This is a genomic window from Methyloversatilis sp., from assembly GCF_030696805.1.
Lineage (GTDB): Bacteria > Pseudomonadota > Gammaproteobacteria > Burkholderiales > Rhodocyclaceae > Methyloversatilis.
The window spans coordinates 1-24,407 of sequence record NZ_JAUYRO010000039.1; the positions used below are offsets into that span (position 1 = coordinate 1).

The 24,407-nt window shown below is 64.1% G+C and carries 24 protein-coding genes and 1 tRNA gene; 15 read left to right on the forward strand and 10 right to left on the reverse strand.

Annotated elements, in window-relative coordinates:
• Nucleotides 1–69: 69 nt before the first annotated feature.
• Nucleotides 70–145, reverse strand: a tRNA-Thr gene (locus Q8R75_RS06290).
• 149 nt (nucleotides 146–294) lie between these two features.
• On the opposite strand from Q8R75_RS06290, the gene Q8R75_RS06295 reads away from it, so the two are divergent.
• From Q8R75_RS06295 to Q8R75_RS06360, 14 genes are all read left to right on the forward strand, one after another.
• On the forward strand, nucleotides 295–1,863 hold the full coding sequence (locus tag Q8R75_RS06295) for an ATP-binding protein (protein WP_305611844.1): 1,569 nt from the start codon (nucleotides 295–297) through the stop codon (nucleotides 1,861–1,863).
• Nucleotides 1,860–2,498, forward strand: coding sequence for a response regulator transcription factor (locus Q8R75_RS06300; protein WP_069039955.1), 639 nt, complete (start codon nucleotides 1,860–1,862; stop codon nucleotides 2,496–2,498). Before Q8R75_RS06295 ends, Q8R75_RS06300 begins: the two co-directional genes overlap by 4 nt.
• A gap of 118 nt (nucleotides 2,499–2,616) precedes the next feature.
• Nucleotides 2,617–4,377, forward strand: a complete 1,761-nt coding sequence (locus Q8R75_RS06305; protein ID WP_305611847.1) for a GGDEF domain-containing protein — start codon at nucleotides 2,617–2,619, stop codon at nucleotides 4,375–4,377.
• Nucleotides 4,378–5,190: 813 nt separating this feature from the next.
• Nucleotides 5,191–6,684: a flagellin gene (locus tag Q8R75_RS06310; RefSeq protein WP_305611848.1), complete on the forward strand. Its 1,494-nt coding sequence runs from the start codon at nucleotides 5,191–5,193 to the stop codon at nucleotides 6,682–6,684.
• A 66-nt stretch (nucleotides 6,685–6,750) separates the two neighbouring features.
• Nucleotides 6,751–7,101: a flagellar protein FlaG gene (locus tag Q8R75_RS06315; RefSeq protein ID WP_305626292.1), complete on the forward strand. Its 351-nt coding sequence runs from the start codon at nucleotides 6,751–6,753 to the stop codon at nucleotides 7,099–7,101.
• A 13-nt stretch (nucleotides 7,102–7,114) separates the two neighbouring features.
• On the forward strand, nucleotides 7,115–8,533 hold the full coding sequence (gene fliD, locus Q8R75_RS06320; protein ID WP_305611852.1) for a flagellar filament capping protein FliD: 1,419 nt from the start codon (nucleotides 7,115–7,117) through the stop codon (nucleotides 8,531–8,533).
• Between the two features lie 28 nt (nucleotides 8,534–8,561).
• Nucleotides 8,562–8,975 (forward strand): flagellar export chaperone FliS, encoded by a 414-nt coding sequence (fliS, locus tag Q8R75_RS06325; RefSeq protein ID WP_069039952.1) that lies wholly within the window; start codon nucleotides 8,562–8,564, stop codon nucleotides 8,973–8,975.
• 110 nt (nucleotides 8,976–9,085) lie between these two features.
• Complete coding sequence (locus Q8R75_RS06330; protein ID WP_305611853.1) at nucleotides 9,086–9,385, forward strand: flagellar protein FliT; 300 nt, start codon at nucleotides 9,086–9,088, stop codon at nucleotides 9,383–9,385.
• A gap of 4 nt (nucleotides 9,386–9,389) precedes the next feature.
• Nucleotides 9,390–10,571: a flagellar hook-length control protein FliK gene (locus Q8R75_RS06335; RefSeq protein ID WP_305611854.1), complete on the forward strand. Its 1,182-nt coding sequence runs from the start codon at nucleotides 9,390–9,392 to the stop codon at nucleotides 10,569–10,571.
• Nucleotides 10,568–10,867, forward strand: coding sequence for an EscU/YscU/HrcU family type III secretion system export apparatus switch protein (locus tag Q8R75_RS06340; protein WP_305611855.1), 300 nt, complete (start codon nucleotides 10,568–10,570; stop codon nucleotides 10,865–10,867). Before Q8R75_RS06335 ends, Q8R75_RS06340 begins: the two co-directional genes overlap by 4 nt.
• A 67-nt stretch (nucleotides 10,868–10,934) precedes the next feature.
• A complete protein-coding gene (locus Q8R75_RS06345; protein WP_305611856.1) occupies nucleotides 10,935–11,690 on the forward strand; it encodes a flagellar brake protein in 756 nt (251 codons plus the stop codon).
• A gap of 134 nt (nucleotides 11,691–11,824) precedes the next feature.
• The gene (locus Q8R75_RS06350) at nucleotides 11,825–13,024 is read left to right on the forward strand and encodes an ATP-binding protein (protein WP_305611857.1); all 1,200 of its coding nucleotides are present in this window, start codon (nucleotides 11,825–11,827) and stop codon (nucleotides 13,022–13,024) included.
• Nucleotides 13,005–13,448 carry a response regulator gene (locus Q8R75_RS06355; RefSeq protein WP_305611858.1) on the forward strand — a complete coding sequence of 148 codons (444 nt, stop codon included), beginning with the start codon at nucleotides 13,005–13,007 and terminating at the stop codon, nucleotides 13,446–13,448. The genes Q8R75_RS06350 and Q8R75_RS06355 overlap by 20 nt, the downstream gene beginning before the upstream one ends.
• Nucleotides 13,449–13,642: 194 nt before the next feature.
• On the forward strand, nucleotides 13,643–14,530 hold the full coding sequence (locus tag Q8R75_RS06360) for a DUF4394 domain-containing protein (protein WP_305611859.1): 888 nt from the start codon (nucleotides 13,643–13,645) through the stop codon (nucleotides 14,528–14,530).
• A 111-nt stretch (nucleotides 14,531–14,641) separates the two neighbouring features.
• Here Q8R75_RS06360 and Q8R75_RS06365 read toward each other — a convergent pair whose 3' ends face one another.
• Genes Q8R75_RS06365 through Q8R75_RS06390 form a run of 6 tightly spaced genes read right to left on the reverse strand, consistent with a single transcriptional unit; the run spans nucleotide 14,642 to nucleotide 19,782 of the window.
• On the reverse strand, nucleotides 14,642–15,445 hold the full coding sequence (locus Q8R75_RS06365) for a hypothetical protein (RefSeq protein ID WP_305611860.1): 804 nt from the start codon (nucleotides 15,443–15,445) through the stop codon (nucleotides 14,642–14,644).
• Nucleotides 15,446–15,487: 42 nt separating this feature from the next.
• The gene (locus Q8R75_RS06370) at nucleotides 15,488–16,843 is read right to left on the reverse strand and encodes an MBL fold metallo-hydrolase (RefSeq protein WP_305626287.1); all 1,356 of its coding nucleotides are present in this window, start codon (nucleotides 16,841–16,843) and stop codon (nucleotides 15,488–15,490) included.
• A gap of 60 nt (nucleotides 16,844–16,903) precedes the next feature.
• Nucleotides 16,904–17,278 (reverse strand): VOC family protein, encoded by a 375-nt coding sequence (locus tag Q8R75_RS06375; RefSeq protein WP_305611862.1) that lies wholly within the window; start codon nucleotides 17,276–17,278, stop codon nucleotides 16,904–16,906.
• Nucleotides 17,278–18,255, reverse strand: coding sequence for a PEP-CTERM sorting domain-containing protein (locus Q8R75_RS06380; protein WP_305611863.1), 978 nt, complete (start codon nucleotides 18,253–18,255; stop codon nucleotides 17,278–17,280). Before Q8R75_RS06380 ends, Q8R75_RS06375 begins: the two co-directional genes overlap by 1 nt.
• Complete coding sequence (locus Q8R75_RS06385) at nucleotides 18,248–19,033, reverse strand: PEP-CTERM sorting domain-containing protein (protein WP_305611864.1); 786 nt, start codon at nucleotides 19,031–19,033, stop codon at nucleotides 18,248–18,250. Before Q8R75_RS06385 ends, Q8R75_RS06380 begins: the two co-directional genes overlap by 8 nt.
• On the reverse strand, nucleotides 19,030–19,782 hold the full coding sequence (locus Q8R75_RS06390) for a PEP-CTERM sorting domain-containing protein (RefSeq protein ID WP_305611865.1): 753 nt from the start codon (nucleotides 19,780–19,782) through the stop codon (nucleotides 19,030–19,032). Before Q8R75_RS06390 ends, Q8R75_RS06385 begins: the two co-directional genes overlap by 4 nt.
• A 490-nt stretch (nucleotides 19,783–20,272) precedes the next feature.
• Here Q8R75_RS06390 and Q8R75_RS06395 point away from each other — a divergent pair, with 490 nt between their 5' ends.
• A complete protein-coding gene (locus tag Q8R75_RS06395; RefSeq protein ID WP_305612000.1) occupies nucleotides 20,273–21,217 on the forward strand; it encodes a hypothetical protein in 945 nt (314 codons plus the stop codon).
• A gap of 53 nt (nucleotides 21,218–21,270) precedes the next feature.
• Here the strand turns inward: Q8R75_RS06395 and fliE are convergent, their stop codons facing one another.
• The 3 genes from fliE to Q8R75_RS06410 form a co-directional block, all read right to left on the reverse strand.
• Complete coding sequence (fliE, locus tag Q8R75_RS06400; RefSeq protein ID WP_069039940.1) at nucleotides 21,271–21,588, reverse strand: flagellar hook-basal body complex protein FliE; 318 nt, start codon at nucleotides 21,586–21,588, stop codon at nucleotides 21,271–21,273.
• A gap of 148 nt (nucleotides 21,589–21,736) precedes the next feature.
• Complete coding sequence (locus Q8R75_RS06405; protein WP_305612002.1) at nucleotides 21,737–23,143, reverse strand: sigma-54 dependent transcriptional regulator; 1,407 nt, start codon at nucleotides 23,141–23,143, stop codon at nucleotides 21,737–21,739.
• Complete coding sequence (locus tag Q8R75_RS06410) at nucleotides 23,140–24,387, reverse strand: ATP-binding protein (protein ID WP_305612003.1); 1,248 nt, start codon at nucleotides 24,385–24,387, stop codon at nucleotides 23,140–23,142. The genes Q8R75_RS06405 and Q8R75_RS06410 overlap by 4 nt, the downstream gene beginning before the upstream one ends.
• Nucleotides 24,388–24,407 lie beyond the last annotated feature (20 nt).

The following is a 24,407-nucleotide window of genomic DNA, read 5'->3' on the forward strand; positions in this document are numbered from 1 at the left end:
ACCATGGCTACACGATTCCAAAAACGAAAAAGCCAGCTCTCTCGAACTGGCTTAACTCGTTGAATTCATTGGTGCCGCTTGTCGGAATCGAACTGACGACCTACCGCTTACAAGGCGGTTGCTCTACCAACTGAGCTAAAGCGGCGCGCGTCGGATTATATCTGCTGTCCGCCGGGGATGGCGCGCGCATCGGTGACTCATGGCAACGGCCATGGATTAAACTCAAATCATCATGAACATGTCTCCACATGCCAGCGCGCTGCAGACGTACGCGAATGGAGACCCATCTGCCCGATGTCCGATACCGTCACGCCCGTGCCCGTTCCGGGCTCCCCTGCAAATCGCCTGAACGGAACCGATGCCGGGCCGACGCTTGCCCGTCCGCTCAATGTGCTGCTGATCGAGGATTCCGAAGACGACGCGCTGCTGCTGCTGCACCGCTTCCGGGCAGCGGGCTACCAGGTGTGGTCGCAGCGGGTGGAAGACGAGCGGTCACTGCGCGAGGCGCTGTCGTCGCGCACTTGGGATCTGGTGCTGTCCGACCACAACATGCCGCGCTTTTCGGCGATGGCGGCGCTATCCATCCTGCAGAAACTGGAGCTGGACCTGCCCTTCATCATCGTTTCGGGTGTCATCGAGGAAGACATCGCGGTGTCGGCGATGCGCGCCGGCGCGCATGACTATCTCAGCAAGGGCAAGCTCGACCGGCTGATTCCGGCGGTCGAACGCGAAATGCGCGAGGCGCGCAACCGGGCCGAGCGGCACAGCGCGCTCGATGCCGTGCGCGACAGCGAGGCCCGCTTTCGCGCACTGGCGGCCAACATTCCGGGTATGGTGTTCCAGCTGCTGCGCCATGAAGACGGCGGCTGGCGCTTCCTGTTCGTCAGCGAAGGCTGCCTCGCGCTACTCGGTTTCAAGGCTGGCGAGCTGGTGGCTGCGCCGCGCCGCTTTCTCGACATGGTGCTGCCGGAGGACATGCCGGAGCTGGAGCGCGCGATGCATCTGTCGGCGCACACCCATGCCACGGTGAACTGGGACGGTCGCATCCGCCTGCCCGATGAGGACATCAAGTGGGTAAACCTGCGCTCATCGCCGCGCGTACTCGCGTCCGGCGTGCTGATCTGGGAAGGCATCGTTTCCAACATCACGCAGAGCAAGCTCACGGAGCGCGAATTACGCCAGTCGCGTGGTCAGCTGGCGGAGCTGTCGTCGCACCTGCAGATCGCCAAGGAAGAGGAACGCGAACGCATTGCGCGCGACATCCACGACGAACTGGGCGGCCTGCTGGTGGCGCTGAAGTTCGAAGTGTCGCTGCTGGCAAACAAGACCGCGGCCGATCAGGACGCGATCAAGGCGCGCTCGGTCAGCATGGGCAAACTGGTGGATGACGCGATCACCACGGTCGGGCGGATCGCGCGCGAACTGCGCCCCGGCATCCTGAAGGAATTCGGCCTTGCGCCGGCAGTCGAGAGCCATGCGGAAGACTTTGCCGCCCGTACCGGCCTGAAGTGCGAGTTGCTTTGCATCGATCACGACATCGACCCGGACGAGGAAACGGCCATCGCACTTTTCCGGGTTTTCCAGGAGGCGCTGACCAATGTATCCAAGCACGCCGGCGCGCGCACGGTTGAAGTGCGCCTCACGCAGGAAGACGACGACATCGTGCTCGAAGTCGGCGACGATGGCCGAGGCCTTGCGCCGGAAGACCTGAACAAGCCCAAATCCTTCGGCCTGCGCGGCATCCGCGAGCGCGTGGTGCACTTGAACGGACGTTTCGAAGCGAGCAGCCGCGAACAAGGCGGCACCCGACTGCTGCTGAGGGTGCCGGCGTGCCGCCGCACCGTACTGGAGTTTTCCCGATGAGCAGCATCCGCATACTTATTGCAGACGACCACGCCATCGTGCGCTCCGGCCTGCGCCAGATCCTTTCAGACAGCCCGGATCTCATCGTCACGGGTGAAGCGGAAAACGGAGTCGAAGCGATGCACAAACTGCGTGACGGCAGTTTCGACCTCGTGCTGATGGATGTATCGATGCCCGACCGCAACGGAATCGACACACTCAAGCTGGTGCGCAAGGAGTTTCCGCGACTGCCGGTGCTGGTGCTGTCGATGCACCCGGAGGACCAGTACGCGATCCGCGCACTGAAAGCCGGCGCCTCGGGCTATCTGACCAAGCAGAGCGCGCCGGAACAGCTGGTCACCGCGATCCGCCAGGTCGCCAGCGGCAAGAAATATGTTTCGCCCACGCTGGCCATGGAACTGGCCAATGCCATTACCGACGACGACGAGCGGCCGCCGCACGAGAAATTGTCCGACCGCGAATACCAGACGCTGGTGATGATTGCCTCGGGCAAGACGCTGACCCAGATCGGTGAAGAACTGAGCCTCAGCGTCAAGACGGTCAGCGTCTATCGCGCACGGCTGCTGGAAAAGATGCGCATGAAGAACAACGCCGAACTGACCCACTACGGCCTCAAGCACGGGCTCACTGACTAGGGTATGCCGACCGCCCTCACTGCCGTGCGGAGTGTGGAATAACTTACGGATGCGCCCTAAAGCCCGTCGTCGGAGTGCCGTTGTAAGCATTCGTTACGGACTGTGAATTGCCATTGAAATGTCTGACGCCATGCAGCCGCTCGAAATCGCCCGTGAAGCCTTGCGACGTCTCGCCATGCGTCAGCTGCAGCCCACGCCGGAAAATTACCGGTCGCTCTATCACGAAATTGCCGGCACCAAGGCCGACGACCTGTTCCCGGAACGCGCACTGAAGTTGGTGTGCAGCACCCTGCCTCGGCTCAATCAATCGCAGATCGAATTTGGCGAGCGGCTCGAAAGCGCTGTTGTCAGCCGCAGCTGGTCGGCGATCAGTGGATCCCTGGTCGGTCTGCTGCGCGCGCAGGCGGCGCCTCAGCGCAAGTGGACGGCTCTGCTGAAGGACCTGTTCAAGCAGTTCGAACGCAGTCACGACTCGCTCACGTATGCGCAGAAGCAGGTGACAATCCAGCAGGTGCTGGATACGTCCAGCGGCGAGCTCGATGCCCTCTACGCGCGGCTGAGCAAGCTTGCAGACAACTGGGAATCCTGCGAGAGCAGCGATGCAGAAGCTGCCGGGTTGCACGGCCATGGCCGCCACAAGATCGTCCCCGCGCTGGATAACAGTGACGCCGCACTGCGCGACCTGTTTGCCAGCACGCTCGAAGGTGTCGTCGGCAGCCTGCTGATTTCGGCGCCCGAGCTGCGCGACGAAGCCATTGCGCTGGGGCAGGCGCTGCGCGACGTGCGCGACATGAGCGGCGTCGATGATCTGGCGTCCAAACTGCGCAACCTCGTGTATCGCCTGAACTGGGTGGTCGACGATCAGGCCGAAATCCGGGCCGGTCTGTTGTCGCTGCTTGACCTGCTGCTGAAGAACATCGGCGAACTGGTTCTGGACGACCGCTGGATGCGCGGTCAGATCGATTCGCTGCGTGCGTTGTGCGATCACCCGCTGACTGCGCGCGAACTGGATGAAGTGGAGCGCCGGCTGCGCGAAGTGATCGAGCGTCAGGGCTCGCTGCGCGGCAATATCGACGACGCGAAGCACCAGATCAAGCTGATGCTGGCCGGCTTTGTCGAGCAGCTCGGCAGCTTCACCGACGCCACGTCGGGCTTCGGCGAGAAAATGGAAGGCTACGCGGAAACAATCGCTGCCGCCGACGACATCGGTTCGCTGCAGGGTGTCATTGCCGAAGTGATTGCCGCCACGCATTCCATGCGCGCCACGACAGAAAAGTCGCGTGCCGAGGTTGACAACATGCGCGACCGCGTACGTGCGGCGGAAGCCGAAATAGAACGCCTGCAGGTCGAGCTCGAACAGACCAGCGAAAAGATGCGCCACGACCCGCTGACCGGCGCACTCAACCGCAAGGGACTGGAAGAGTCCTACGCCAAGGAAGTGTCGCGAGCCGCAAGGCGCGGCTCGCTGTTGTGCCTCGCAGTGCTGGACATCGACAACTTCAAGCGGCTCAACGATACCTACGGCCACAACACCGGCGACGAGGCACTGCTGCACCTGGTTGGCACGGTACGCGACTGCCTGCGTCCAAACGACACCCTGTCACGCTACGGCGGTGAGGAATTCGTCATATTGCTGCCGGAAACCTCGGTCGAGGATTCGGTCATCGTGCTGCAACGCCTGCAGCGCGAACTTACCAAACGCTATTTCCTGGCCAACAACGACAAGCTGCTGATCACCTTCAGCGCCGGCGTCACCGTGGTCGGTCATGAGGAACCGCAGACGTCTGCGATTGAGCGTGCCGATGTGGCCATGTATCAGGCCAAGGCCACCGGCAAGAATCGCGTGGTCATCGCACCCGAGCAACCGATTGCTGCGTGACCCGGGCCGGCATCCGCTTCGCCCGCCTCAAGTTCCCGGTTCCCGCAACATTCAGTCGTGATATGCGTCGGGCCGCCGGTTCTGGCGGCCTTTCCTGATTTGAAGGCATGCGCGTTCGGCGTCGAGCTATCTGCGAAGTGCCATCGGTTCCGGGATAGCCACGCGGTGTGCCGTCTTCACACACCCGGTCAGCAGCTGACCAGACATTGCTCGCATCAGCGCTGTCCATGCGGACGTGAGGTGTGATCGACGTTGGGGTGTCGGGCATCGCCTGCGGCTCACCCCAACCTACAGGCGCTTTCCGTGCGGACGTGGCGTGATCGACGTTGGGGTGTCGGGCATCGCCTGCGGCTCACCCCAACCTGCGAGTGCTTTTCCCGGGAGCGGAGCGGTCGGCAGTGCGTTGGTTGGGGTGAGCCGCAGGCGATGCCCAACGAAAACCCTTGCCCGTCACGCACCAGGGCGGCCACTGAGCGGCCCGTCAGCAGCCACGCGCAGCGCGCTCCGCTGACATTCCGTAACAGTCTGAAACAGGTCCTGCACGATGTATGGAGCACAAAACGGGCCGACCTTGCAGGCAAAAGCGATTGCAGCGGCAACCTCACGCAAGCAGGAACGCCCGTACATGCCGCAAGGGGAAGCCATTTCATATCGGCAGCCGCCTGAAAGCCAAGACGACAAAGGCTTTCATTAAGGTGCCCCGCTAAAGTTTGCAGCGGCAACTCCGTTACTTCAAACATCGGCGACATCAACAGCGGGCCATGCAGCCCGGAGCGCCGTAACTACACACTACTTCGTGACAGGAGAAATAAAATGCCGCAAATCATCAACACCAACGTGCCGTCGCTCACCGCACAGCGCAACCTGAATTCTTCGCAAAGCTCGCTCGCCACTTCGCTGCAGCGCCTGTCCTCGGGCCTGCGCATCAACAGCGCGAAGGACGACGCCGCCGGCCTCGCCATTTCAGAACGGATGACGTCGCAGGTGCGCGGTCTGAACCAGGCTGTCCGCAACGCCAACGACGCGATCTCGCTGACGCAGACTGCCGAAGGCGCGATGGGTTCGATCACCGAAGGTCTGCAGCGCATGCGTGAATTGTCGGTTCAGGCCGCCAATGATTCGAACAGCGCCAGCGACCGTCAGGCCCTTCAGCAGGAAGTGTCGCAGCTGCAACAGGAAATCAACCGCGTTGCCTCGTCGACCCAGTTCAACGGCAAGAACCTGCTCGACGGTTCGTTCTCCGGCCAGTACTTCCAGGTCGGCGCGAATGCCAACCAGTCGATCGGCATCAGCCTCGCCAATACCAAGGCGACCAACATCGGCGCCAATACGGTGACCGCCGGCGGTACGTTGAACAACGCAGCCGCTCTGGCAGCCGGTGCGGGTGCCCGCGTCGCCAACACCGTCGTCGCAGCCGAAGATCTGACCGTGACCGGTTCGCTCGGCACGGCAGCGGTTGCAGTGAATCTCGCAGACACCGCCAAGGCTGTCGCCGCGGCCGTCAATGCACAAAGCGCCACCACCGGCGTAAACGCAACGGCAGCGACCGAAGCCACGCTGAGCGGCCTGACGGCTGCCGGCACCTACACCTTCACGCTGTTCGGCGAAAATTCAACCGGTGTCGCCGTGTCGGCCACCATCGGCAACGCAGCCGATCTGAGCTCGTTGTCGACCGCGATCAACAACTACGCGGCGACCACCGGCATTACCGCCACGGTCAGCGGCGGTTCGGTCACGCTGAAGTCGGAAAGCGGCGCAGACATTTCGCTCACCGACTTCGCTGGCGCCGGCGATATCAGCCTCCAGGGTCGCAATGCCTTCACCAGCGCAACGGCCGGTGCAGCAGTCGTGCTGACGGGCGCTACCGCCGCCACCGACTCCTCGACGGTCGGCGGTACCTTGAAGTTCTCGTCGTCCGACGCCTTCTCGGTCACCAGCGCGTCGGCCGGTGGTCTCTTCACCGCGACCACGGCGAACGCCAGTGCGCTGTCGTCGGTCGCCTCGATCAGCGTCGGCACGCAGACCGGCGCCAACGCCGCCATCGACGTCATCGACGCCGCCCTGCAGTCGATCAATACGCAACGCGCTTCACTGGGTGCCATCCAGAATCGTGTGCAGAACACGATCAGCAACCTGCAGACCACGTCGGAAAACGTCAGCGCAGCCCGCAGCCGTATCCAGGATGCCGACTTCGCGATGGAAACCGCCAACCTGACCCGCGCGCAGATCCTGCAGCAGGCCGGTACCGCGATGCTGGCGCAAGCCAACTCGCTTCCGCAGAACGTGCTCAGCCTGCTCCGCGGCTAAGCACCGGCAACTGAAAGAAACGGGGCACGGTTCGCCGTGCCCCGTTAATTGCAAGGGGAAATCGTCATGGCGATCCAGCCAGTCCCGCCGAGTACCTCGCCACCGCACACTCCGGCCCTCGCACAGAGCACCGGAGTGAAGGTCGTGGCTCCCGCCAGTGTTCGTGACCAACCCGCGCAGAACACCCCGCTCACAACCGAACAGATCGAACAGACGGTGGACGAAATCCGTCGCCAGATTCAACCGGTGGACCAGAATTTGCTCTTCACGATTGACAAGGAAACAGGGAAAACAATCGTGAGACTTATCGACTCAAGCACCAAGGAAATCCTGCGGCAGATCCCCTCGGAGGAACTGATCGCGATCGCGCGCGCGCTCGGCAAGGGCCAGAGCGGCCTGATTGAGCGCAAGGCCTGAGGGGCGCAGCACCATGGCAATCTCTTCCGCAGGAATCGGCTCCGGCCTTGACGTTTCAGGCCTCGTATCGCAGCTGATGTCGCTCGAACAGCGCCCACTGACGCTGCTCGCACAGAAGGAGGCCGGCGTACAGGCGAAGATCTCCGCCTACGGTTCCATCAAGGGTGCACTGTCTTCCATCCAGTCGGCCGCAACCGCCCTGTCGAACGCGGCAACATTTACCGCACGCAAAGCTGCCATCGGCAACGCCGACGTGGCAACAGTTGCCGGCACGCAAACCGCGGTTGCCGGCAACTACACACTTGAGGTCAATACGCTGGCCGAATCGCAAGTGGTGGCATCCGGCCAGTTCGCCGGCAGCACGGCAAGCGTCGGCAGCGGCACGCTGACCATACAGTTGGGCAAGTACAACGCGGGTGCCTTTACCGCCAACCCGGACAAGGCCGCAGTCAACATCACCATCGGAAGCGGTGCGATGTCGCTGGCCGACGTGCGCGACGCCATCAACGACGCCGATGCAGGCGTTACCGCCTCGCTCGTCAATGACGGCAACGGCCATCGCCTGGTACTGCGCTCCGTCGACGGCGGAACCGAAAACACGGTGAAGATCACCGCCACCGACGACGACGGCAACAACACCGACGATGCCGGACTGTCGCGCCTGATCTACGACGCATCGACCGGCGGTACGTCACGCCTGTCGCAGATGATCCCGGCGTCCGATGCCACGCTGACGGTCAATGGCATCGCCATCACATCAAGCACGAACACGCTGACCGACGCGATCGAAGGCGTGACTCTGAGCTTGAAGAAGACCAACGCCGGCAGTCCGACCGTGGTCTCCGTCACCAATGACACCAGCGTCGCCCGCAGCGGCGTAGAGCGTCTCGTCAAGGCTTACAACGATGCCCTCGGGATCATCAAGACGCAGACCAGTTACAACACCGAAACCGACAAGGCCGCCACGCTGAATGGCGAAAGCACGATGCTGGCATTGCGCAACCGCCTGAGCGCACTTGTCGGCACCTCGATCGCCCCGGGCCTGAATTTGTCGGCGATCGGCGTATCGGTCGAGAAGGACGGCAAGCTGGCGATCGACTCGACCAAACTCACGGCCGCTCTCGATAACGGCAACGTGGAAAAGCTGTTCCGCGGCTCCGATGACGTCAAGGGCATGGGCAGCCGGCTGACCAGCCTGATGGACGACATGATCGACGCCGGCGGCCTCATTTCCAGCCGCACCGAAGGGCTGACTGCGGCTGCCAAGGCGTTCCAGAAACGCGCTGAAGCGATGTCGGACCGTCTGCTGACGATCGAAGCGCGCTATCGCAAACAATTCAGTGCGCTCGACACGCTGATCAGCAACATGACCGCCACCAGCAACTATCTGACGCAACAACTGGCCAATCTGCCGACGATCTCGTCGCGCTGATGCAATCAACCGGGCAAAAGGGACTTTCATGTTTGCATCGCTTTCAAATCCGCATATGGCCTACGCACAGGTCGGTATGGAAACACGGGTGGCCGGTGCCGATCCGCACCTGCTGATCCTGATGCTGTTCGACGGTGCGCTGATGTCGGTATCCACCGCCAGCCACCAGATGGAAATGGGTGAAACCGCTGGCAAGGGCCTGTCGATTTCACGAGCCATCGACATCATCGGCAACGGTCTCAAGGTGAGCCTGGATCTGGACGCCGGCGGCGAACTCGCCCAGCGGCTATATGCGCTGTACGACTACATGTGCGCACGCCTGCTGCATGCCAATGCTCACAACGACCGCGCTGCACTGGAAGAGGTCAGTCACCTGCTGGGCGAATTGAAGGATGCCTGGGAAGAAATCAGACAGAAGCTGTCGCAAGGCGCGCCCATGTAGGCAAAAGCGGAAATTGCACGGTAATTACCACTTACCTGTGCGCCTCCGAACCGCTGCCCGCCTGTACGCTCATTGACTAACCGGTACCTCCTGCAAGACGGCCCGACGACATGAATTCACTGCCCCTGCTCGAAGACATGCACCAGATCTCCAGTCACATGGTTGATGCCGCGCGCGCCAACGACTGGGACCGCCTGGTCACCCTTGAACTCGACGTGTCCGCGCTGCGCCAGCGCATCGCCGACAATGACGAGGAAGTGACTTCGCCGTCCGAGCGCGCCCGCAAGGTTGCGCTGATGAAACAGATACTCGCCCACGACGCCGAAGTGCGCCGCCACGTCGAACCGTGGATGGCACAGGTCAAGGTGTTCCTCGGCAAGCTTCCGGCAGGCCGGGCCGAAAACGGCTGAACGCATGAACAACCTGCTGCCGGGCATCTCGCAACGTCTTGCGGAACTGGCCCGCGGCTCGGTACAGGTCGCCGGTCCGGTTAGCCCGATCGGCGAACAGCTGCCTGAATTCCAGCCCGGCGAGCGCTACACCGCACAGATCATCCAGAACCTGCAGGACGGGCGCGCACGCGCCCAGGTGGCGGGTCAGATGGTCACGCTGCAACTGCCGCAGGGCGCACGCGAAGGCAGCACGGTCACCCTGACCCACGTCGCGCGCAATGCGCAGACACTGATCGCCACGCTGGTCCCGGATCCTGCGGCCGGCGAGGCCAGCGACGTCAGCCTCAGCGAGCCGGCGCGCGCCATCAGTGCGCTGCTCGACCGCCCGTCGCCGCCGCCGGCACGCCTGTCCGCCGGGCAGGCGCTGATCGATCCGGCCCTGCTGCGCGCCAGTGCCCACGTGAGCGACGCGGCGGCAACACCGGTGATCGCCGGCCGACTTGCCAGCGCGATCGGCCAGAGCGGCCTGTTCTACGAGTCGCACCAGGCGCAGTGGGTCAGCGGCGAGCGCACGATCGAATCCACCGCGCGCGAGCCGCAGCGTGCCTTTGATCCCCAAGCCCGTGCGACGCCGGCCGCGCTGCAGCGCGCCGATACCGCAACGCTTGCACAGGCCGGCGCCGAATTCCCACAGATCAACGACGCACCGGCCCCGGAACGGGCCGAAGCCGTGCGCGCAGATTCCGCAACGCCGGCCGAACTGCGACCGCTGGTGCACAACCAATTGCTGGGTCTGGCACAGCACTCGCTCGCCTGGGAAGGACTTGCCTGGCCCGGGCAGATGATGAAGATCGAGATCGACGACCCGCGCGCCGACGGACGGCCCGATGAGGCTGCTGCCGAGCCGGACACCGATGTACCCTGGACGTCACGCCTGCGACTGGTGCTGCCCGGTCTGGGGGAGGTCGAAACGTCCCTGACGCTGTGGCGCGACCATGGCATCGCGCTCAATTTTTCCAGTGATCCTGAAGCGCGGCTTCGCATGGGCAGTGCCCTGCTCGAACTGCAGCAGCGCATGAGCGACGCCGGACTGCGCCTGGGTCAGGTGACCTTCGGCGATGCAGCGCCGGCCGTCGAAAGCCCATCGATCGAGGCGGCCGATGAAACCACGACCGACCCCGCCGGCAGGCAGGTGATGGCATGACGCAGTCTGCCCGCGCCCAGGCGGTCGCCATGGCCTACGGTGCCGGCGATGCCGCGCCGCGCGTCGTGGCCAAGGGCCGCGGGCTGGTGGCCGACGAAATCATCCGGCGCGCGCGTGAAGCGGGCGTTTTCGTGCATGAATCGCGCGAAATGGTTGCGCTGCTGATGGGGCTCGATCTCGACCAGCGCATCCCGCCGGAGCTTTACGTCGCCGTAGCCGAACTGCTGGCGTGGATCTATCGTGTCGAAAAGGGGCTGAACGCGGCACCGCCATCGACCATCAGGGTGCCCACCTGACCTTACACTCCACCGCACCGCCGCACTCCTGCACCAGCAGGCGCGGCACACCGACAGGACGCATTCCATGACCGAGGACATCCGGTTCGATCTGCTTGAAGCCGACGATTTCGCCCGCTACGTGCTGGACGGCACGACCGATATCGTGTTCTACCTGCGCGCCATCAAGGACCAGAAAGCCAATGTTTCGGTCTATGCCGGCCGATCAAGCGAGCCCTTCCTGACGGCCGTACTCGACATCGACGACGCACGCGGCGCGGTCGTACTCGATGTGCCGCGGGACGAGAAACAATTGGAAAAAGCGCTCAAGTCGTCACCGCTGGTCTGCCTTACCTCGCTGGAAAAGGTGAAGGTGCAGTTCATGGTGCCGCGCTGCCGCAGCGTCGAATTCGACGGCGGTCCGGCGATCGAGATTCCGCTGCCCACGCGCATGTTGCGGCTGCAGCGGCGTGACTACTATCGCCTCATCGTGCCACCCAATCCCCGCCTGCGCTGCCTGATCCCGACCGGTGACGGTAACGGACGCATGATCGAAGCCAACATCGTGGACATCTCGGGCGGCGGTCTGGCCGTTGTGGCGCCACCGAGCAGCCTGAACCTGTCGGTCGACAGCCTGATTGATCAGTGCCAGATCATGCTGCCCGAACTTGGCACCATCACGGCCACGCTGCAGGTGCGCAACATGTTCCGTGTCACCGAACGCGGTGGCAGCGAGCTGCGTGCGGGATGCCAGTTCATCGGCCTGCCGGCCACGGCGGATGCACTCATCCAGCGTTACATCCTGCGCATCGAGCAGGAGCGTACGAGCGTGCGCGACGTCTGAGAAATGCGTTGACGCGTTCACTCGCGCTGCGCTGCTGACTGCTCGGTTGCTGACAGCAGTTGATATGCGCGCTAAGGTCTTACGATGGTGCCAAAGGCGGCGCCATTGACGATCGAGACCACGAGGCAATGAACATGGTGAACGAACTGCAGACGTTGTTGCCGCACGGCTACTGTTTCTCGTGGCAGAAAGACCTGGTACTGCTGCACGTCGTATCGAACGTGCTGATCGCGGCCGCCTACTTTACGATTCCAGTCACCTTGTGGACCTTCGTCCGTCGTCGCACCGACCTAAGTTTCAGCCCGATCTTCGTCATGTTCGGCGTATTCATCATGGCGTGCGGGGTCACGCATGTGATGGACATCTGGACGCTGTGGCACCCGGATTTCTGGCTTGACGGCTGGCTGCGCCTGATGACGGCAGGCGTGTCGATAGCGACCGCCATCATGCTGTGGCGACTGATCCCGATTGCGCTGTCGCTGCCCAGCCCCGAGTCGCTCAGCGAGGCCAACACCGAACTAAAGGCAGAAATCGCGCGCCGCAAGCAATACGAAACCGAACTGCGCGCGCTCAACTGCCAGATGAAGCAGCAGATCGAGGAACTCGAAGCGCTTTCGTACGCCATTTCGCACGACGTACGCGGCCCGCTGCGGCACATAGAAGGGTTCGCGCGCGCTCTGGCCGACAAGCACCCGGCACCGACCGACCACCCTGCTCAGCGCTACATAGAGCGCATACGGTCGTCAGTGCATCACCTGAGCAATATCGTCGAAGGTCTGCTCGCGTTCTCGCGCGCCAGCCGCACCGAAATGCGCCGGGAGCGCTGCGACATGAACATGCTGATCGCCGAAGTGGTAGAAGAACTGGCGCCCGACATGGACAACCGTGTCGTCGAGTTGAAGCTCGGCGCGCTGCCCGACGTGCAGGCAGATCCCAAACTGCTCTACCAAGTGTTCTACAACCTGATGGCCAATGCAGTGAAGTATTCGCGCGACCGAGCACCGGCAGTGATCGAAGTCGATTGCATCGACGACAGCGGCGACGACCTTGTATTCCGTATTCGCGACAATGGCGCTGGCTTCGACATGCAATATGCAGGCAAACTATTCGGTGTGTTCCAGCGCCTGCATCATTCGAGCGAATTCGAAGGTACCGGCATCGGGCTGGCTAACGTGAAGCGCATCGTCGAGCGCCATGGCGGGCGCGTCTGGGCCACCGGCGAGATCAACGCAGGTGCCAGCTTCTTCGTCGCCCTGCCGCGACGTGCCCGCGCGGCAGCTGAGCGTTCTGCAGACCCCCTCACAGGAGTAAGCGATGTCCCTGCACTTGCGTGACATTCTGGTTGTCGAGGACAACGACAACGATGTCGAACTGATGTTGCTCAGCCTTGGCGAACTCAAGCTTGCCAACGACATCATCATTGCACGCGACGGCGTCGATGGGCTGGACTACCTTTACCGGCGCGGCCGCTTCGCCGCGCGCGAGGGTGACCATCCGCTGTTCATGCTGCTTGACTTGAACATGCCGCGCATGGGAGGTATCGACATGCTGGTCGAAATGCGCCGCGATGACAGGCTGCGCAGCCTGCCGGTCGTCATCATGACCTCCTCACGCGAAGATCCGGACCTTCGCCGCTGCTACGACCTGGGCATCAACGCCTACGTCGTGAAACCGGTCGATTTCGATCAGTTTTCGCGCACGGTGACCAATCTGGGCATTTTCTGGGCGCTGATCAACGAGCCGCCGCCGCGGATCTGAATCGCCAACCCAGGCCTCGATCCTGCTGATCAAAAGCCGGTTTTTCACCCCGTCGCCGATTTTCCGCCTCGAAACGTGAAAATTCGGTGACACCTGCATCCGTTCTGGCCTCTGCCGAGTAGTGGGAATGACGACGCGCTTTCGAGTTGCGGTCTCGTCCATTTCCCCAACCATTTTCTTCGGAGAGGTCAGACATGTACGAAAAATCACTGTTCGCAGCAGCATCCACCCTTGCGCTCGCGCTTGCAACCCCGGCCGGAGCGGCCGATTTCATCGGCCTGACGACCGGCAACGAAATCGGCATGATCAGCAGCAGCAACACTTCGGCCGCCACCTTCACGTCGATAACCGGCCTGGGCGCCGGTGAACGCATCCTCGGCATCGATCTGCGCCCCAGCAACAACATGGTGTACGGCGTCAGCAGCCTGAACCGCATCTACACGCTTGACGTATCGAGCGGCATGGCCACCTTCATGGCGGCACTCGACACCCCGCTGGTCAACGCGTCTCTGTCCTACGGCATCGACTTCAATCCGGTGGCCGATTTCGCCGGAGCGGCGTCGCTGCGCTACGTGAGCAACGTCGGTCAGAACCTGGCGATCAACGTCAATACGGGTGTCGTCGGCAATGCTGCCAGCGTCATCCCGTCCGGTTTCAGTGCGGTGGCCTACACCAACTCAGATGCCTCGGCGATGAGCGGCCCGGCATCAACTGCGCTGTACTACCTCAACACCACGACCGACACGCTGCACATCGCGCCGACCGCTTTCAATGCACCGACCATCACGACCGTCGGATCACTCGGCATTTCGGGCAATGTGATCGGCGCCAACGGTTTCGAAATCGACGCCAGTGGCATGGGCTGGGCAGCACTGACGCTGGACAACGGTGACAGCGGTCTCTATTCGATCGACCTCGGTACCGGTCTCGCGACCTTCAATGGCGCGCTCAACGCCAACCTGCGCGGCTTCACGTCTGCCTCCTTCATGGCACCGGTGCCGGAACCCGAAACCTGGGGCATGCTGCTGTCCGGTCTCGGCCTGATCGGCATGATGGCGCGCCGCCGCATACGCAAGGCCTGAGCACGCTGCACGTCGCGCGGGCTTCGGTTCGCGCGATTTTCAAGGGCTTCGCGCCGCAGGGTGCGAAGCCCTTTTTCGTTATTACTCGAAACGTGGTGCTGGCTGCCCGGATCAGCCGAGCAGCAGGTCGAAAAAATCAACCGGAACGACCTTGCGCGCCACCGGTGCCGGCGGGCGCGGCCAGGGTTGCAACAAGGCGCCACGATCCGGTACGAGACGTTGTTCGAACTGCACGAAATGCTTGCCGTTGATCCGGTTGTATTCGCCCTGGAAGGCGGCGAGGTAGGCATCCGGCGTCAATCCGCGGGTGGTGCCGTGCAGCAGGTTTTCAATGCACAGCGCAGACAGCCGAGCGAAAGCGGTCAGCTTGCCCACCTCGGCAGCCGCCTCCAGATGGCCGTCGGTATCGAGCGTCCATTGCTTGCGTTCCAGCAGTTGTGCATAGCCGACGGCGGCGTCCCGCACCGGTTGCAATCCGGTAACGGCCATCGGGTAGGCATCGTTGTGCAGGCGCGCCTGCGCGATGTCGATCAGCGTTTCGCGGAATCGCTTGTAGCGGTCGAACACCACGGTCACGTAGAGCGACAACAGCGTGCCGAACAGGATGCCGATCAGCGCGCCGGATGCATCCTTGCCCCATAGGGCCCAGACACTGTCATCCGGCGGTTTGTCGGATAGCCGATCGGGCGGCTGGGCGCAGACGATCAGCGGGGGCGCTGTCGGCGGACAGGCCGGGCAGCCGTCGGTCGGCGGACACGAAGCGCCGGGATCGGTCACGGACCCGGGCGTAGCGGACGCCACGACCATCGATGCGACCGGTATCGTCGATGCGCCGTCGGTCGCCTGCGCGAGCGCCGTGCACGCAAGCCACAGCGCGCCGGCCACTGTCACGACGCGGCGCATTTGCTGCGACATCACGCCACCGGCCACGGGGTACGGACGCCAGCAGCCGTGTCATCAGTCGAGCACATACGTTTCGTCCTGCTCGGGCACCACGGCGGACCAGCCCAGTTCGTGCTCGAGCTTCTGACGCAGACTGTCCGCCGCGGTTGCTTCGCCATGCGTCACGAATACGCGGCGCGGCGCCCGCCCGACCGGGCGCAGCCAGTCGAGGATTTCGCGGTAGTCGGCATGCGCCGACAGGCCGTCTACCTTGGCCACTTCGCAGCCGATCGGCGCATCGCGGCCGAAGATCCGCAGGCTGCGCGTGCCCTTCAGCAGCGCATCGCCGCGCGTTCCTTCAGCCTGGTAACCGGCGATCACGACCGTGTTGCGCGGGTCGGCACCAAACGCCAGCAGGTGGTGCAGGATGCGGCCGCCATTGAGCATGCCGGCGCCCGCGATGATCACCTTGGGGTAACGGTTGCCCGCCAGCGCTTCCGACTCTTCCGGCTTACGGGTGAAGGTGACCGCGTCACGCATGCGGTCACACGCCTGCTGGCTGAGCCGATGTTCGTGCCGGTACTGTCGGAACACACCGGTGACGTCGATCGCCATCGGGCTGTCGAGAAACACCGGCAGGTCGGGAATGCGCCGTTCGTCGATCAGCGTGGCCAGCAGATGCATCAGTGTCTGGGCGCGACCGACGGCGAAGGACGGCAGGAGCACCGTACCACCGCGTGCCGCGGTGCGGCTGACGATGCCGGCCAGCGTGGCAAACGGGTCATGTTCAGGATGCAGGCGATCACCATACGTCGACTCGACCACCAGCCAGTCCGTATCCGGCAGCGGTTCGGGTGCGTGCATTACCGGGTCGTCCGGCCGCCCGAGATCACCGCTGAAGGTGATGCGCTGACCGGCGCACTCGACGCAGACGCTGGCCGCGCCCAGGATGTGCCCGGCGCGCTGAAAGGTGACGCGATACGGGCCGATCGAGAACGGTTCGCCGAAGCCCGTGCTGCGCAGATGCTCCATCGCGTGGCGCGCATCGTCGGCCGTATACAGCGGCTCCGCCGGATGGTGCTTGCTGTAGCCGTACTTGTTGGCGTGACGCGCGTCTTCTTCCTGCAGGTGGGCACTGTCCTCGAGCAGGATGTCCACCAGTTCGCGCGTGGCCGACGTCGCCCACACCGGTCCGTCGAAGCCTTCGCGCATCAATCGCGGCAGATAGCCGGAATGGTCGAGATGGGCATGCGTCAGCACGACGGCCAACAGCCCGGCTGCATCGACCGGAAAAGGCTTCCAGTTGCGACTGCGGATATTCTTTACACCCTGGAACAAGCCGCAATCCACGAGCAGCGAGTGCCCCTCGTGCGTCAGCAGATAGCGCGAGCCGGTCACCGTGCCGGCGGCACCCAGAAAACGGATTTTCATCGTTGTCGTCCTCCTCGCTCAGAGTGTAAGCCCGGCTGTCGCAGTGCGACAGCCGGGCACTCAGTTGTCGGCGGAGAGATTCTGCGCGATGCGCCAGAGCACGCCACTCGGGTCGGGCAGCTCAAAATCCCGCATCCCCCACGGTCGGTCTTCCGGCCTGCCGATCACCACGGCGAAGCGCCGGGCGATAGCAGCCGATACGAGGTGCGCATGCCAGGCGTCCACGTCGGCGACCAGCAGATGCATCTGGAACTGCCGAGCAAACGCCGGTTCATCGAAGGCCTGAAGCAGAAAGCTTGTATGGCCATGGCGCACATAAGCCAGCCTGTCGTCCCCCCACGGCACTTCGAAACCAAGCGCCAGATAGAACCGGCGCGACAATTCGAAGTCGGTGGCCGGTACAAAGGCCTTGATTTCGACCGGATCCAGATTCATCACAGGTCGCTGCGGATGGCGCCGATGCGCCGCACCCTTCGACTGATCAGGCCGAGGCCAACCAGCATCATCAGCGCAGCGCCCGGCTCGGGCACCGTCGACACCTGCCAGCCCATGTCGGCAAAGCCGGCGTAGTCGAGCGCGGTAGGCAACTGGCGTTCACCGAAGGGGGTACTCGGATCCATCATCGTTTCCTGCGGCAGGCCATCGCGCACGCTGATCGTGCCTTCAGCCCAGTGACTGCCGTAGCGGTCGACCGGCACGCCGCCGCCGTACGCCGCCACCGACGCAACACCGATGAACAGACCCGTGCTGGCATCGATCTGCGCCAGCCACGAATCAGCTTCGCCAAATCCGAGGATGTGACCGATTTCGTGTGTGGCCGTGGTCAGAAAATCCGGGCTGCCGGGCGACAGACCCGAGGCATCCGCGCCGAAATACCAGTCATTGCTGGCGTTGAACCAGATGTAGCCGCCCCAAGTGGCGTAGTCGCTGGCGTCCGGGCCGGTGGTGTTGAGCTGACCACGCGTCATGACCGCGTTGACGAAGGCGGCACTGCCGGTGGCCTGCAGGTTTGCGCCGGTACCGGCGAAGCCCAGCACGCCCGGCGCCGACGGCGAGCCGCCGACATAGATGCGCAAGGTATCGGCTTCGATGGCGACGTTGTTCAGGGTGACGCCGGGCCCGCCCAGACTCGGATGCAGGAAGGACACCGACCACTGGTCGCCCTCAGCCGGCATGATCGCGCTCAGCGTGTCGGCGAAGCCGCTGTAATGAGCGGCTGCGAGGTCGAGCAAGGCGCGGCGATCGACCCGCGGCGCGCCGGTCGTCAGGTCGGTGAAGAAGCCGCGCGTGTCGTAGGTGTAGTCGAACTCGATCTGCAGCGCCGAGGCCGACGGCGACGCGAGCGCCAGTAACAGGGCCAGCAGCGGCATCGTCGCGACACGACGCTGCGATGTCAGGTCGCGGTCACGCATGGGCGCACTCCCGATAGTGCACCGGACGTGCGCCGCGGCGCGCCAGCGCCGATACCAGACCCAGACCGGCCAGCAGCATCGCCCACGCCTCCGGTTCCGGGACGGCCGACAGCGGCGTGACCGAACCGGTGCCGCCGCCATAGACACCCTGCAGCGCGACGATCATTTCGCCGTCGAGCGCAAATACCGGCCCCTCGTAGACCGACGACTGCGCGGGCGGGGCGGCAGGCACGTCACTGCTTTCGTAGTGCCCCATGCCCAGCGTATGCCCCAGTTCGTGCTGCGCCACCGCGTAGAACCACAGCGGTGTCCAGCCGGCGCCGAAGCGGCCGGCGTTGAACACGATGTCGCCCGCCAGACCGCTGGCGGCCGAGAACGGAAAATAGGCGTAGGCGTTCGCATGGCTGATGTTCGCAACCAGGCCGACCCGGATGTCGGCCAGTCCGGCCGGGTCGTACTCGCCGGTTTCCGGCAAAGGACCGGCGTCGGTCACTTCGACGAAATGGATGGGCAGCACCGCTGCGTAATCCGACAGCGCCTGTTCGAAAGCACTACGCAGCAAGGACGCCGGCAGCGCCGTGCCGGAGGCATCGCGCAGGCCGCCGTCGAGCAGATTGCTGAAGCTGTACGAGAGCTCGATCGCACTGCCCGGGCCGTCCGGCTGCGCCCAGCTCGCATACATCGGGTAGTGGCCGGCCTGCGCAGGTGCGGCGGCAAGGGCGCCGACGAGCGCCAGCGCGCCGCCCAGCCGACGCGCCTGGAAGGCAGCGACCTTCACGGCGCCGCCTCGGCAGCGCGCTGCCGGCGACGTGCCAGGCCCAGCAGACCGAGTCCGGCCAGCAACATCGCATGCGTTTCAGGCTCGGGCACGGCACTGACTGTCAGGAAGGCCGAACCCGGCGCTTCGGTGTTGTTGAGGAAGCCGTGCAGGAACTCGTTGCCCGAGGTGTCGTTCACGCCTGTCAGGGCCAGCACGTGAACCGCGTTGCTGCCGCTGATCCAGTCGCCGACGATCGCCGACACATCGAAGGTGACTGCGCCGGAACCGCTCACGACGCTGCGCGCCGCGACATCGGCCGGCAAAATGCTCTGGTTGAAGAAGTTCAGCCAGCTCACGCTGCCGCCCGGATTCGTGTCATCCGTGATCGCGGTGAACGGGTTGGCGGCGACCCCATGCGCCGACACGGTGAAGGGATTCCCGGCGCTGGCGTCGGCCCCGAAGCCGCCGCTGGTCGACTGCACCGTCAGAATGGCGCTGACCGGGCCGCTGAAGGTCGAAAAGTCGTAATCGAAGGCGAGATAGATGGTTTCGGCGCCGACGGTGCCGAACGGATTGCCGGTCGATACGCGGAACACCGGGCGATTGTCGCCCGCGTATCCGCGGACTGCATTCGCGCCCTGGAAAAAGGAGGACGTCATCACGTCTTCCGCCACATCTATCTTGATGGCATGTACCGGGCCGCTGGCCAGCAAGGTTCCCAGCATCACTGCACCGGCTGCACGCACGGCCTGTTTTCGGATGGTCATCGATTCACCTCATTGATTTTGACAGTTGTCCGCACTCCTGCCCCGCATGCGGCGGGGCGGACAGTGCAGTCGGAGGCTGGCGGACCGATCCGGTCGTGGCTGGCAGGTGCGACATCGCGCCGATCGGGCACGTGCTGCGGAACGGGAGGCTTGCGCGCCCGGGCGATGCGGGCGATGGCTGGCGAAGGATTCGCTGGGTGACGGACTCGAGGTCGACGCCTGGCTTGCTGAAAACACCCGTGAAAACGATGCGAAGACCTCTTCACGCACGAATTCACGGACGAATGAAGAATCTTCCAAATGAGAATTATTGTCAACAAGTGCAGCGAAAATCGTCTGTCGGATTCGGCTGCTGTCGGCACGGGTACTGCGCACGACATCGACCCGGCATGACGGGCGACATCGGCCATTCCGCCTAGAACGATGCATCCACGTCCGTCCGGTGCTTGAATGACACGCCCGTCGTCCTCCAACTCCGGAAAGGTTTCCCATGCCCCCCGTCACGATTCCGCAGGCGCGCACGCGCCGCCTCTGCAGTGCGCTCCTCGTCTGCGGGCTGGGCAGCGCAGGCGCCCACGCCGCCTACTACTCGAGCAGTACGACCAGTTCGTCGCTTTCGAGCTTTGCCAACGGGCCGAACGAACAGACCCGCCACGGCGCTGCCACGCCCGGCGGTTCGTCGGCCGCGAGCGCGGTGCTCAGCAGCAGCGGCAACCGGGTGATCGAAGGTGGCACGCACAGCGCGGCGCGATCCGAACCCGGTGGCGTCCATGTGATGGCGGACGCCAACGTGCGCCTGAGCAATCCGGACTACAACCTGAATCTGGTCGTGGCGGCCAGTTCCACCGCCCATGCCAGTTTCAGTGACGCTCTGGTCATTCATGCGCCCGGCCTCGCCGCCGGCACGACCGCGCTGCTCACCTACCGCATCAGCGTGTCGGGCGACCTCGGCATCCAGGGGAACAACAGCTGGAATGGCGGCTGGAACGCATCGTCGTACTGGAGCTTCTCGTCCTCGCTCGGTTCGACATCCACCTTCCGCAGCCTGCTCAACGATTGGGCGCCGGGCAGCGACCAGCGCCTGCTCGGTGACGGCCGGTTCGGCAACCTCGACATCACGGTGCCGGTGATACTGGGTACGGTGCTTCCGTTCAGCCTGGGCGGCAATGCTTCGGCGTCGGTCAGCCTGGGCAGCACCCCCTACGAACCCTCGTCCGGTCAGATCGCAGCCTTCTCCGACCTCGGCAACACAATAGGCTGGGGTGGCATCGTGTTGCTGACAACGACCGAAGGCGCGCCGATCAACAGCTACTCCGCGTTCGGTGATTCCGGTTTCGACTACCGTCAGGCCTATGTCAGCGCCGTGCCGGAACCCGCGCCGGCCGCGCTGTTCGCTGGCGGCCTGCTCGCGCTGCTGGCACTGCGCCGCCGCTGACAGGCGAAAAAAAAACCGGCCAACGGCCGGTTTTTCCTGAGCGGTCCGATCTGTCAGACCGGCATGTTCATGATGTCCTGGTAGGCATTCACCAGCTTGTTCCGCACCTGCACCATCTGCTGGAAGGACAGACTGGCCTTCTGCGACGCGATCATCACGTCCTGCAGATTGGCCTCCGAGGTGCCGGTGATGAAACCTTCCGACATCTGCCTGGCTTGCGCCTGCGCCGCATTGACCTGTTCGATTGCATTCTTCAGCGCGTCGCCGAAGTCAGCCCCCGAGTCGGCGCCCGCCTGAGCGGCAGGCTTGCCGGCGGCGACCTGCGCCGTGGAGCGCAACTCGGTGATCATCTGGTTCAGGCTGGTGTTCATTACATTCCTCCGATGCCGTACGGCATGACTGCCCTGCGCTGCGCCGCAGGGCGGCAAAAAATGCCGCCCGCGGACCACCCATTCAGGGGTTTTGACCCGGTTGGTAATTCATGAGCAAATCCCGGGCCAACACACTGCAAGGAAACGTTCAACCTTCCCGCAGCAACCCGTCCGCCTTGTATCGCGCCAGTTTATAGCGCAACGTGCGCTCGGAAATACCCAGTTTCTCGATCGCCTTCTTGCGCGATCCACCGACCTCGGCGAGCGTTTCCAGGATCAGGTCGCGCTCCATGTCACGCACCGACCTGACCTTCAGGGGCGCGTCAGGCGTGGCACTGGGCGGTGCATCGTTGGCCGCGGGCGTCGGCATGACCGGCTCTACCGCGGCAGCGGGCACCGCGACCGGACGCGACAGACCGCGCTGGCCGCCAAGAATGATGTGCTCGGCTTCGATCAGGTCATCCGGCGCCATGATGGCGGCGCGCTGCACGGTATTCTCGAGTTCGCGCACATTGCCGGGCCAGTCGTGGCCGGCAAGGATTGCCGCCGCCGGATTGCCGAGCCGCAGCACACGACCTTGCGCCTTCGCGCAGCCGGCGAGGAAGTGGCGGGCCAGCGGCACGATGTCGCCCGGCCGGTCGCGCAGCGACGGAATGCCGATCGGGAACACGTTCAACCGGTAGTACAGATCTTCGCGGAAGCGACCGGCGCGCGCTTCGGCTTCCATGTCGCGGTTACTGGTGGCCAGTACGCGGATGTCGAGCGGAATCGGCCTCTTGCCGCCGACCCGCTCCACCTCGCGCTCCTGCAGCACACGCAGCATCTTGGCTTGCAGCGCCAGCGGCATTTCGGAAATTTCATCCAGCAGCAGCGTGCCGCCATTGGCCTGTTCGAACTTGCCGGCCTGCGCGGCAGCCGCACCGGTAAATGCGCCCTTCTCGTAGCCGAACAGCGTCGCTTCGAGCAGGTTGTCCGGGATGGCCGCGCAGTTGATCGCGATGAAAGGCATGGCGGCACGTGCCGACTGCTGGTGGATGTAGCGGGCAAACACTTCCTTGCCGGTGCCGGATTCGCCGGTCAGCAGCACGGTGGCTTCGGAGCGGGCGACCCGCGCGGCAAGACCGAGCACCTGCCGGGTGCGTGCATCCTCGCAAACCATGTCGGCCGGCGTCACCACCGGTGCCGCGTAACGGTCGATGTGGGCAAGCAACACGTCGGGCTCGAATGGCTTGAGCAGGAAATCGCAGGCGCCTGCGCGCATCGCGGCGACCGCTTTTTCGACGTCGCCGAAGGCCGTCATCAGCAGCACAGGCAGCGCGGCTTCTCGAGCGCGGATTTCGCGCAGCAGCGTGAGGCCGTCCATCGGCTGCATCTTCAGGTCGGTGATGACCAGATTCAGCGCGTGTTCGCCGGTGTTGCGCTCGATCATGCGCAACGCCTGCGGGCCATCGGCCGCACCGATCACGCGGTGGCCGGCGCATTCGATGGCCAGACACAGCGCATCGCGCAGATTCGGTTCGTCCTCGACCACCAGGATGTTCAGCTTTTCGCTCATTGCACCTTCTCCAGCACGTCTTCCGGGGCACCGCTACCGGCCGTGATCGGCAGGCGCAGCGTAAATTGACTGCCCGCGCCGGGCGCGGACACGCATTCGATGTCGCCGCCGTGCACGCGCGCCACACCGCGTGCAATCGCCAGCCCGAGTCCGGTGCCTTCATCACGCGTGGTGAAGAAGGGTTCGAACAGTCTTTCCTGAATCTCCGGCGCGATGCCTTGCCCGGTGTCGCGCACGGTGAATCCGAGGCGATTGCCATCGATGCCGACAGACAGCCCGACTTCACCGTCAATGCCGCAGGCCTGCACCGCGTTTTCGAGCAGGCTGACCAGCGCGCTGGCAATCGCCTTGCGATCGCCCGACACCGTGCCGACTGCCGATGCGGCATCGACAATCAGTTCGACGCCGGCAGCACGCGCCACCGGCTCGATTGTGTGGCGCAGTTCTTCAAGCAAGCCGGCGATGTCGATCGCCTCGCGGCCAAGCACTTCACCGCGCGCGAACATCAATGTGTCGCGAATCAGCCGCTCGAGATGGCGCAGCCTGTCCTGCGCGCGCGACGCAATCGAGCGCATGTCGGCTGGCGGCAGTTCGCGCCCGATCAGCGTGCCGACGTAAAGCGTGGCGGCGGCCAGCGGCGTGCGCAGCTGATGCGCGAGTGAGGCGGCCATTTCACCCATCGCTGCCAGACGTTCATTGCGGGCAGCGGCAATCTTGAGTGCGTGCTGGCGCGTCATGTCGTGCAGCAGCACGATGCGGGCGTTCTCGCCGGTCAGCGGCGCTTCGCTGACCGACAGCCGGCGATGCGCGCGCTCGCTGTCGGTGCACTCCCATTCGGCAGGAGCGTCGGCCTGAACCAGCCGACCGGTGCAGGACGACCATGACTGCCCGGCCCGGGCGCCCACCATGTCGAACGCCACCGGATTGGCCTGTTCGATTTCGCCAGCGCCGTCGACCACGACGACACCGGCGGGCAGCTGGTTCAGCAACGTGGTCAAACGGTCGGTCAGGCGGGCCTTCTGTTCATACTGGCGACGCAATTCGCCGTTGGCTGCGGCCAGTTCTTCGGTCAGGCTGGCGACCTGTCGTTCCAGCGTGCCGTAGGCTTCCGACAGCTCGGCCGACGCAGCATTGAACAGGCGGAAGGCTTCGGCCAGGCGTGCCGCTTCCTCCGGCGCAATGCGCGGCGTGTCCGCGGCTGAAGCGGCGGTGACGGCAACAGTGGCAGCAGCGGGATCAGCCATGTTCGGAACGCCGGCGGGCG

Coding starts and splice junctions, on each gene's coding strand:
- Q8R75_RS06390 (WP_305611865.1), bottom strand. CDS start 19,782: ATGACCATCCGAAAACAGGCCGTGCGTGCAGCCGGTGCAGTGATGCTG.
- Q8R75_RS06295 (WP_305611844.1), top strand. CDS start 295: ATGTCCGATACCGTCACGCCCGTGCCCGTTCCGGGCTCCCCTGCAAAT.
- Q8R75_RS06380 (WP_305611863.1), bottom strand. CDS start 18,255: ATGCGTGACCGCGACCTGACATCGCAGCGTCGTGTCGCGACGATGCCG.
- Q8R75_RS06365 (WP_305611860.1), bottom strand. CDS start 15,445: ATGTCGCAGCAAATGCGCCGCGTCGTGACAGTGGCCGGCGCGCTGTGG.
- Q8R75_RS06405 (WP_305612002.1), bottom strand. CDS start 23,143: ATGAGCGAAAAGCTGAACATCCTGGTGGTCGAGGACGAACCGAATCTG.
- Q8R75_RS06340 (WP_305611855.1), top strand. CDS start 10,568: ATGACGCAGTCTGCCCGCGCCCAGGCGGTCGCCATGGCCTACGGTGCC.
- Q8R75_RS06410 (WP_305612003.1), bottom strand. CDS start 24,387: ATGGCTGATCCCGCTGCTGCCACTGTTGCCGTCACCGCCGCTTCAGCC.
- Q8R75_RS06360 (WP_305611859.1), top strand. CDS start 13,643: ATGTACGAAAAATCACTGTTCGCAGCAGCATCCACCCTTGCGCTCGCG.
- Q8R75_RS06355 (WP_305611858.1), top strand. CDS start 13,005: ATGTCCCTGCACTTGCGTGACATTCTGGTTGTCGAGGACAACGACAAC.
- fliS (WP_069039952.1), top strand. CDS start 8,562: ATGTTTGCATCGCTTTCAAATCCGCATATGGCCTACGCACAGGTCGGT.
- Q8R75_RS06305 (WP_305611847.1), top strand. CDS start 2,617: ATGTCTGACGCCATGCAGCCGCTCGAAATCGCCCGTGAAGCCTTGCGA.
- fliE (WP_069039940.1), bottom strand. CDS start 21,588: ATGAACACCAGCCTGAACCAGATGATCACCGAGTTGCGCTCCACGGCG.
- Q8R75_RS06310 (WP_305611848.1), top strand. CDS start 5,191: ATGCCGCAAATCATCAACACCAACGTGCCGTCGCTCACCGCACAGCGC.
- Q8R75_RS06345 (WP_305611856.1), top strand. CDS start 10,935: ATGACCGAGGACATCCGGTTCGATCTGCTTGAAGCCGACGATTTCGCC.
- Q8R75_RS06350 (WP_305611857.1), top strand. CDS start 11,825: ATGGTGAACGAACTGCAGACGTTGTTGCCGCACGGCTACTGTTTCTCG.
- Q8R75_RS06335 (WP_305611854.1), top strand. CDS start 9,390: ATGAACAACCTGCTGCCGGGCATCTCGCAACGTCTTGCGGAACTGGCC.
- Q8R75_RS06395 (WP_305612000.1), top strand. CDS start 20,273: ATGCCCCCCGTCACGATTCCGCAGGCGCGCACGCGCCGCCTCTGCAGT.
- Q8R75_RS06300 (WP_069039955.1), top strand. CDS start 1,860: ATGAGCAGCATCCGCATACTTATTGCAGACGACCACGCCATCGTGCGC.
- Q8R75_RS06370 (WP_305626287.1), bottom strand. CDS start 16,843: ATGAAAATCCGTTTTCTGGGTGCCGCCGGCACGGTGACCGGCTCGCGC.
- Q8R75_RS06375 (WP_305611862.1), bottom strand. CDS start 17,278: ATGAATCTGGATCCGGTCGAAATCAAGGCCTTTGTACCGGCCACCGAC.
- Q8R75_RS06315 (WP_305626292.1), top strand. CDS start 6,751: ATGGCGATCCAGCCAGTCCCGCCGAGTACCTCGCCACCGCACACTCCG.
- fliD (WP_305611852.1), top strand. CDS start 7,115: ATGGCAATCTCTTCCGCAGGAATCGGCTCCGGCCTTGACGTTTCAGGC.
- Q8R75_RS06330 (WP_305611853.1), top strand. CDS start 9,086: ATGAATTCACTGCCCCTGCTCGAAGACATGCACCAGATCTCCAGTCAC.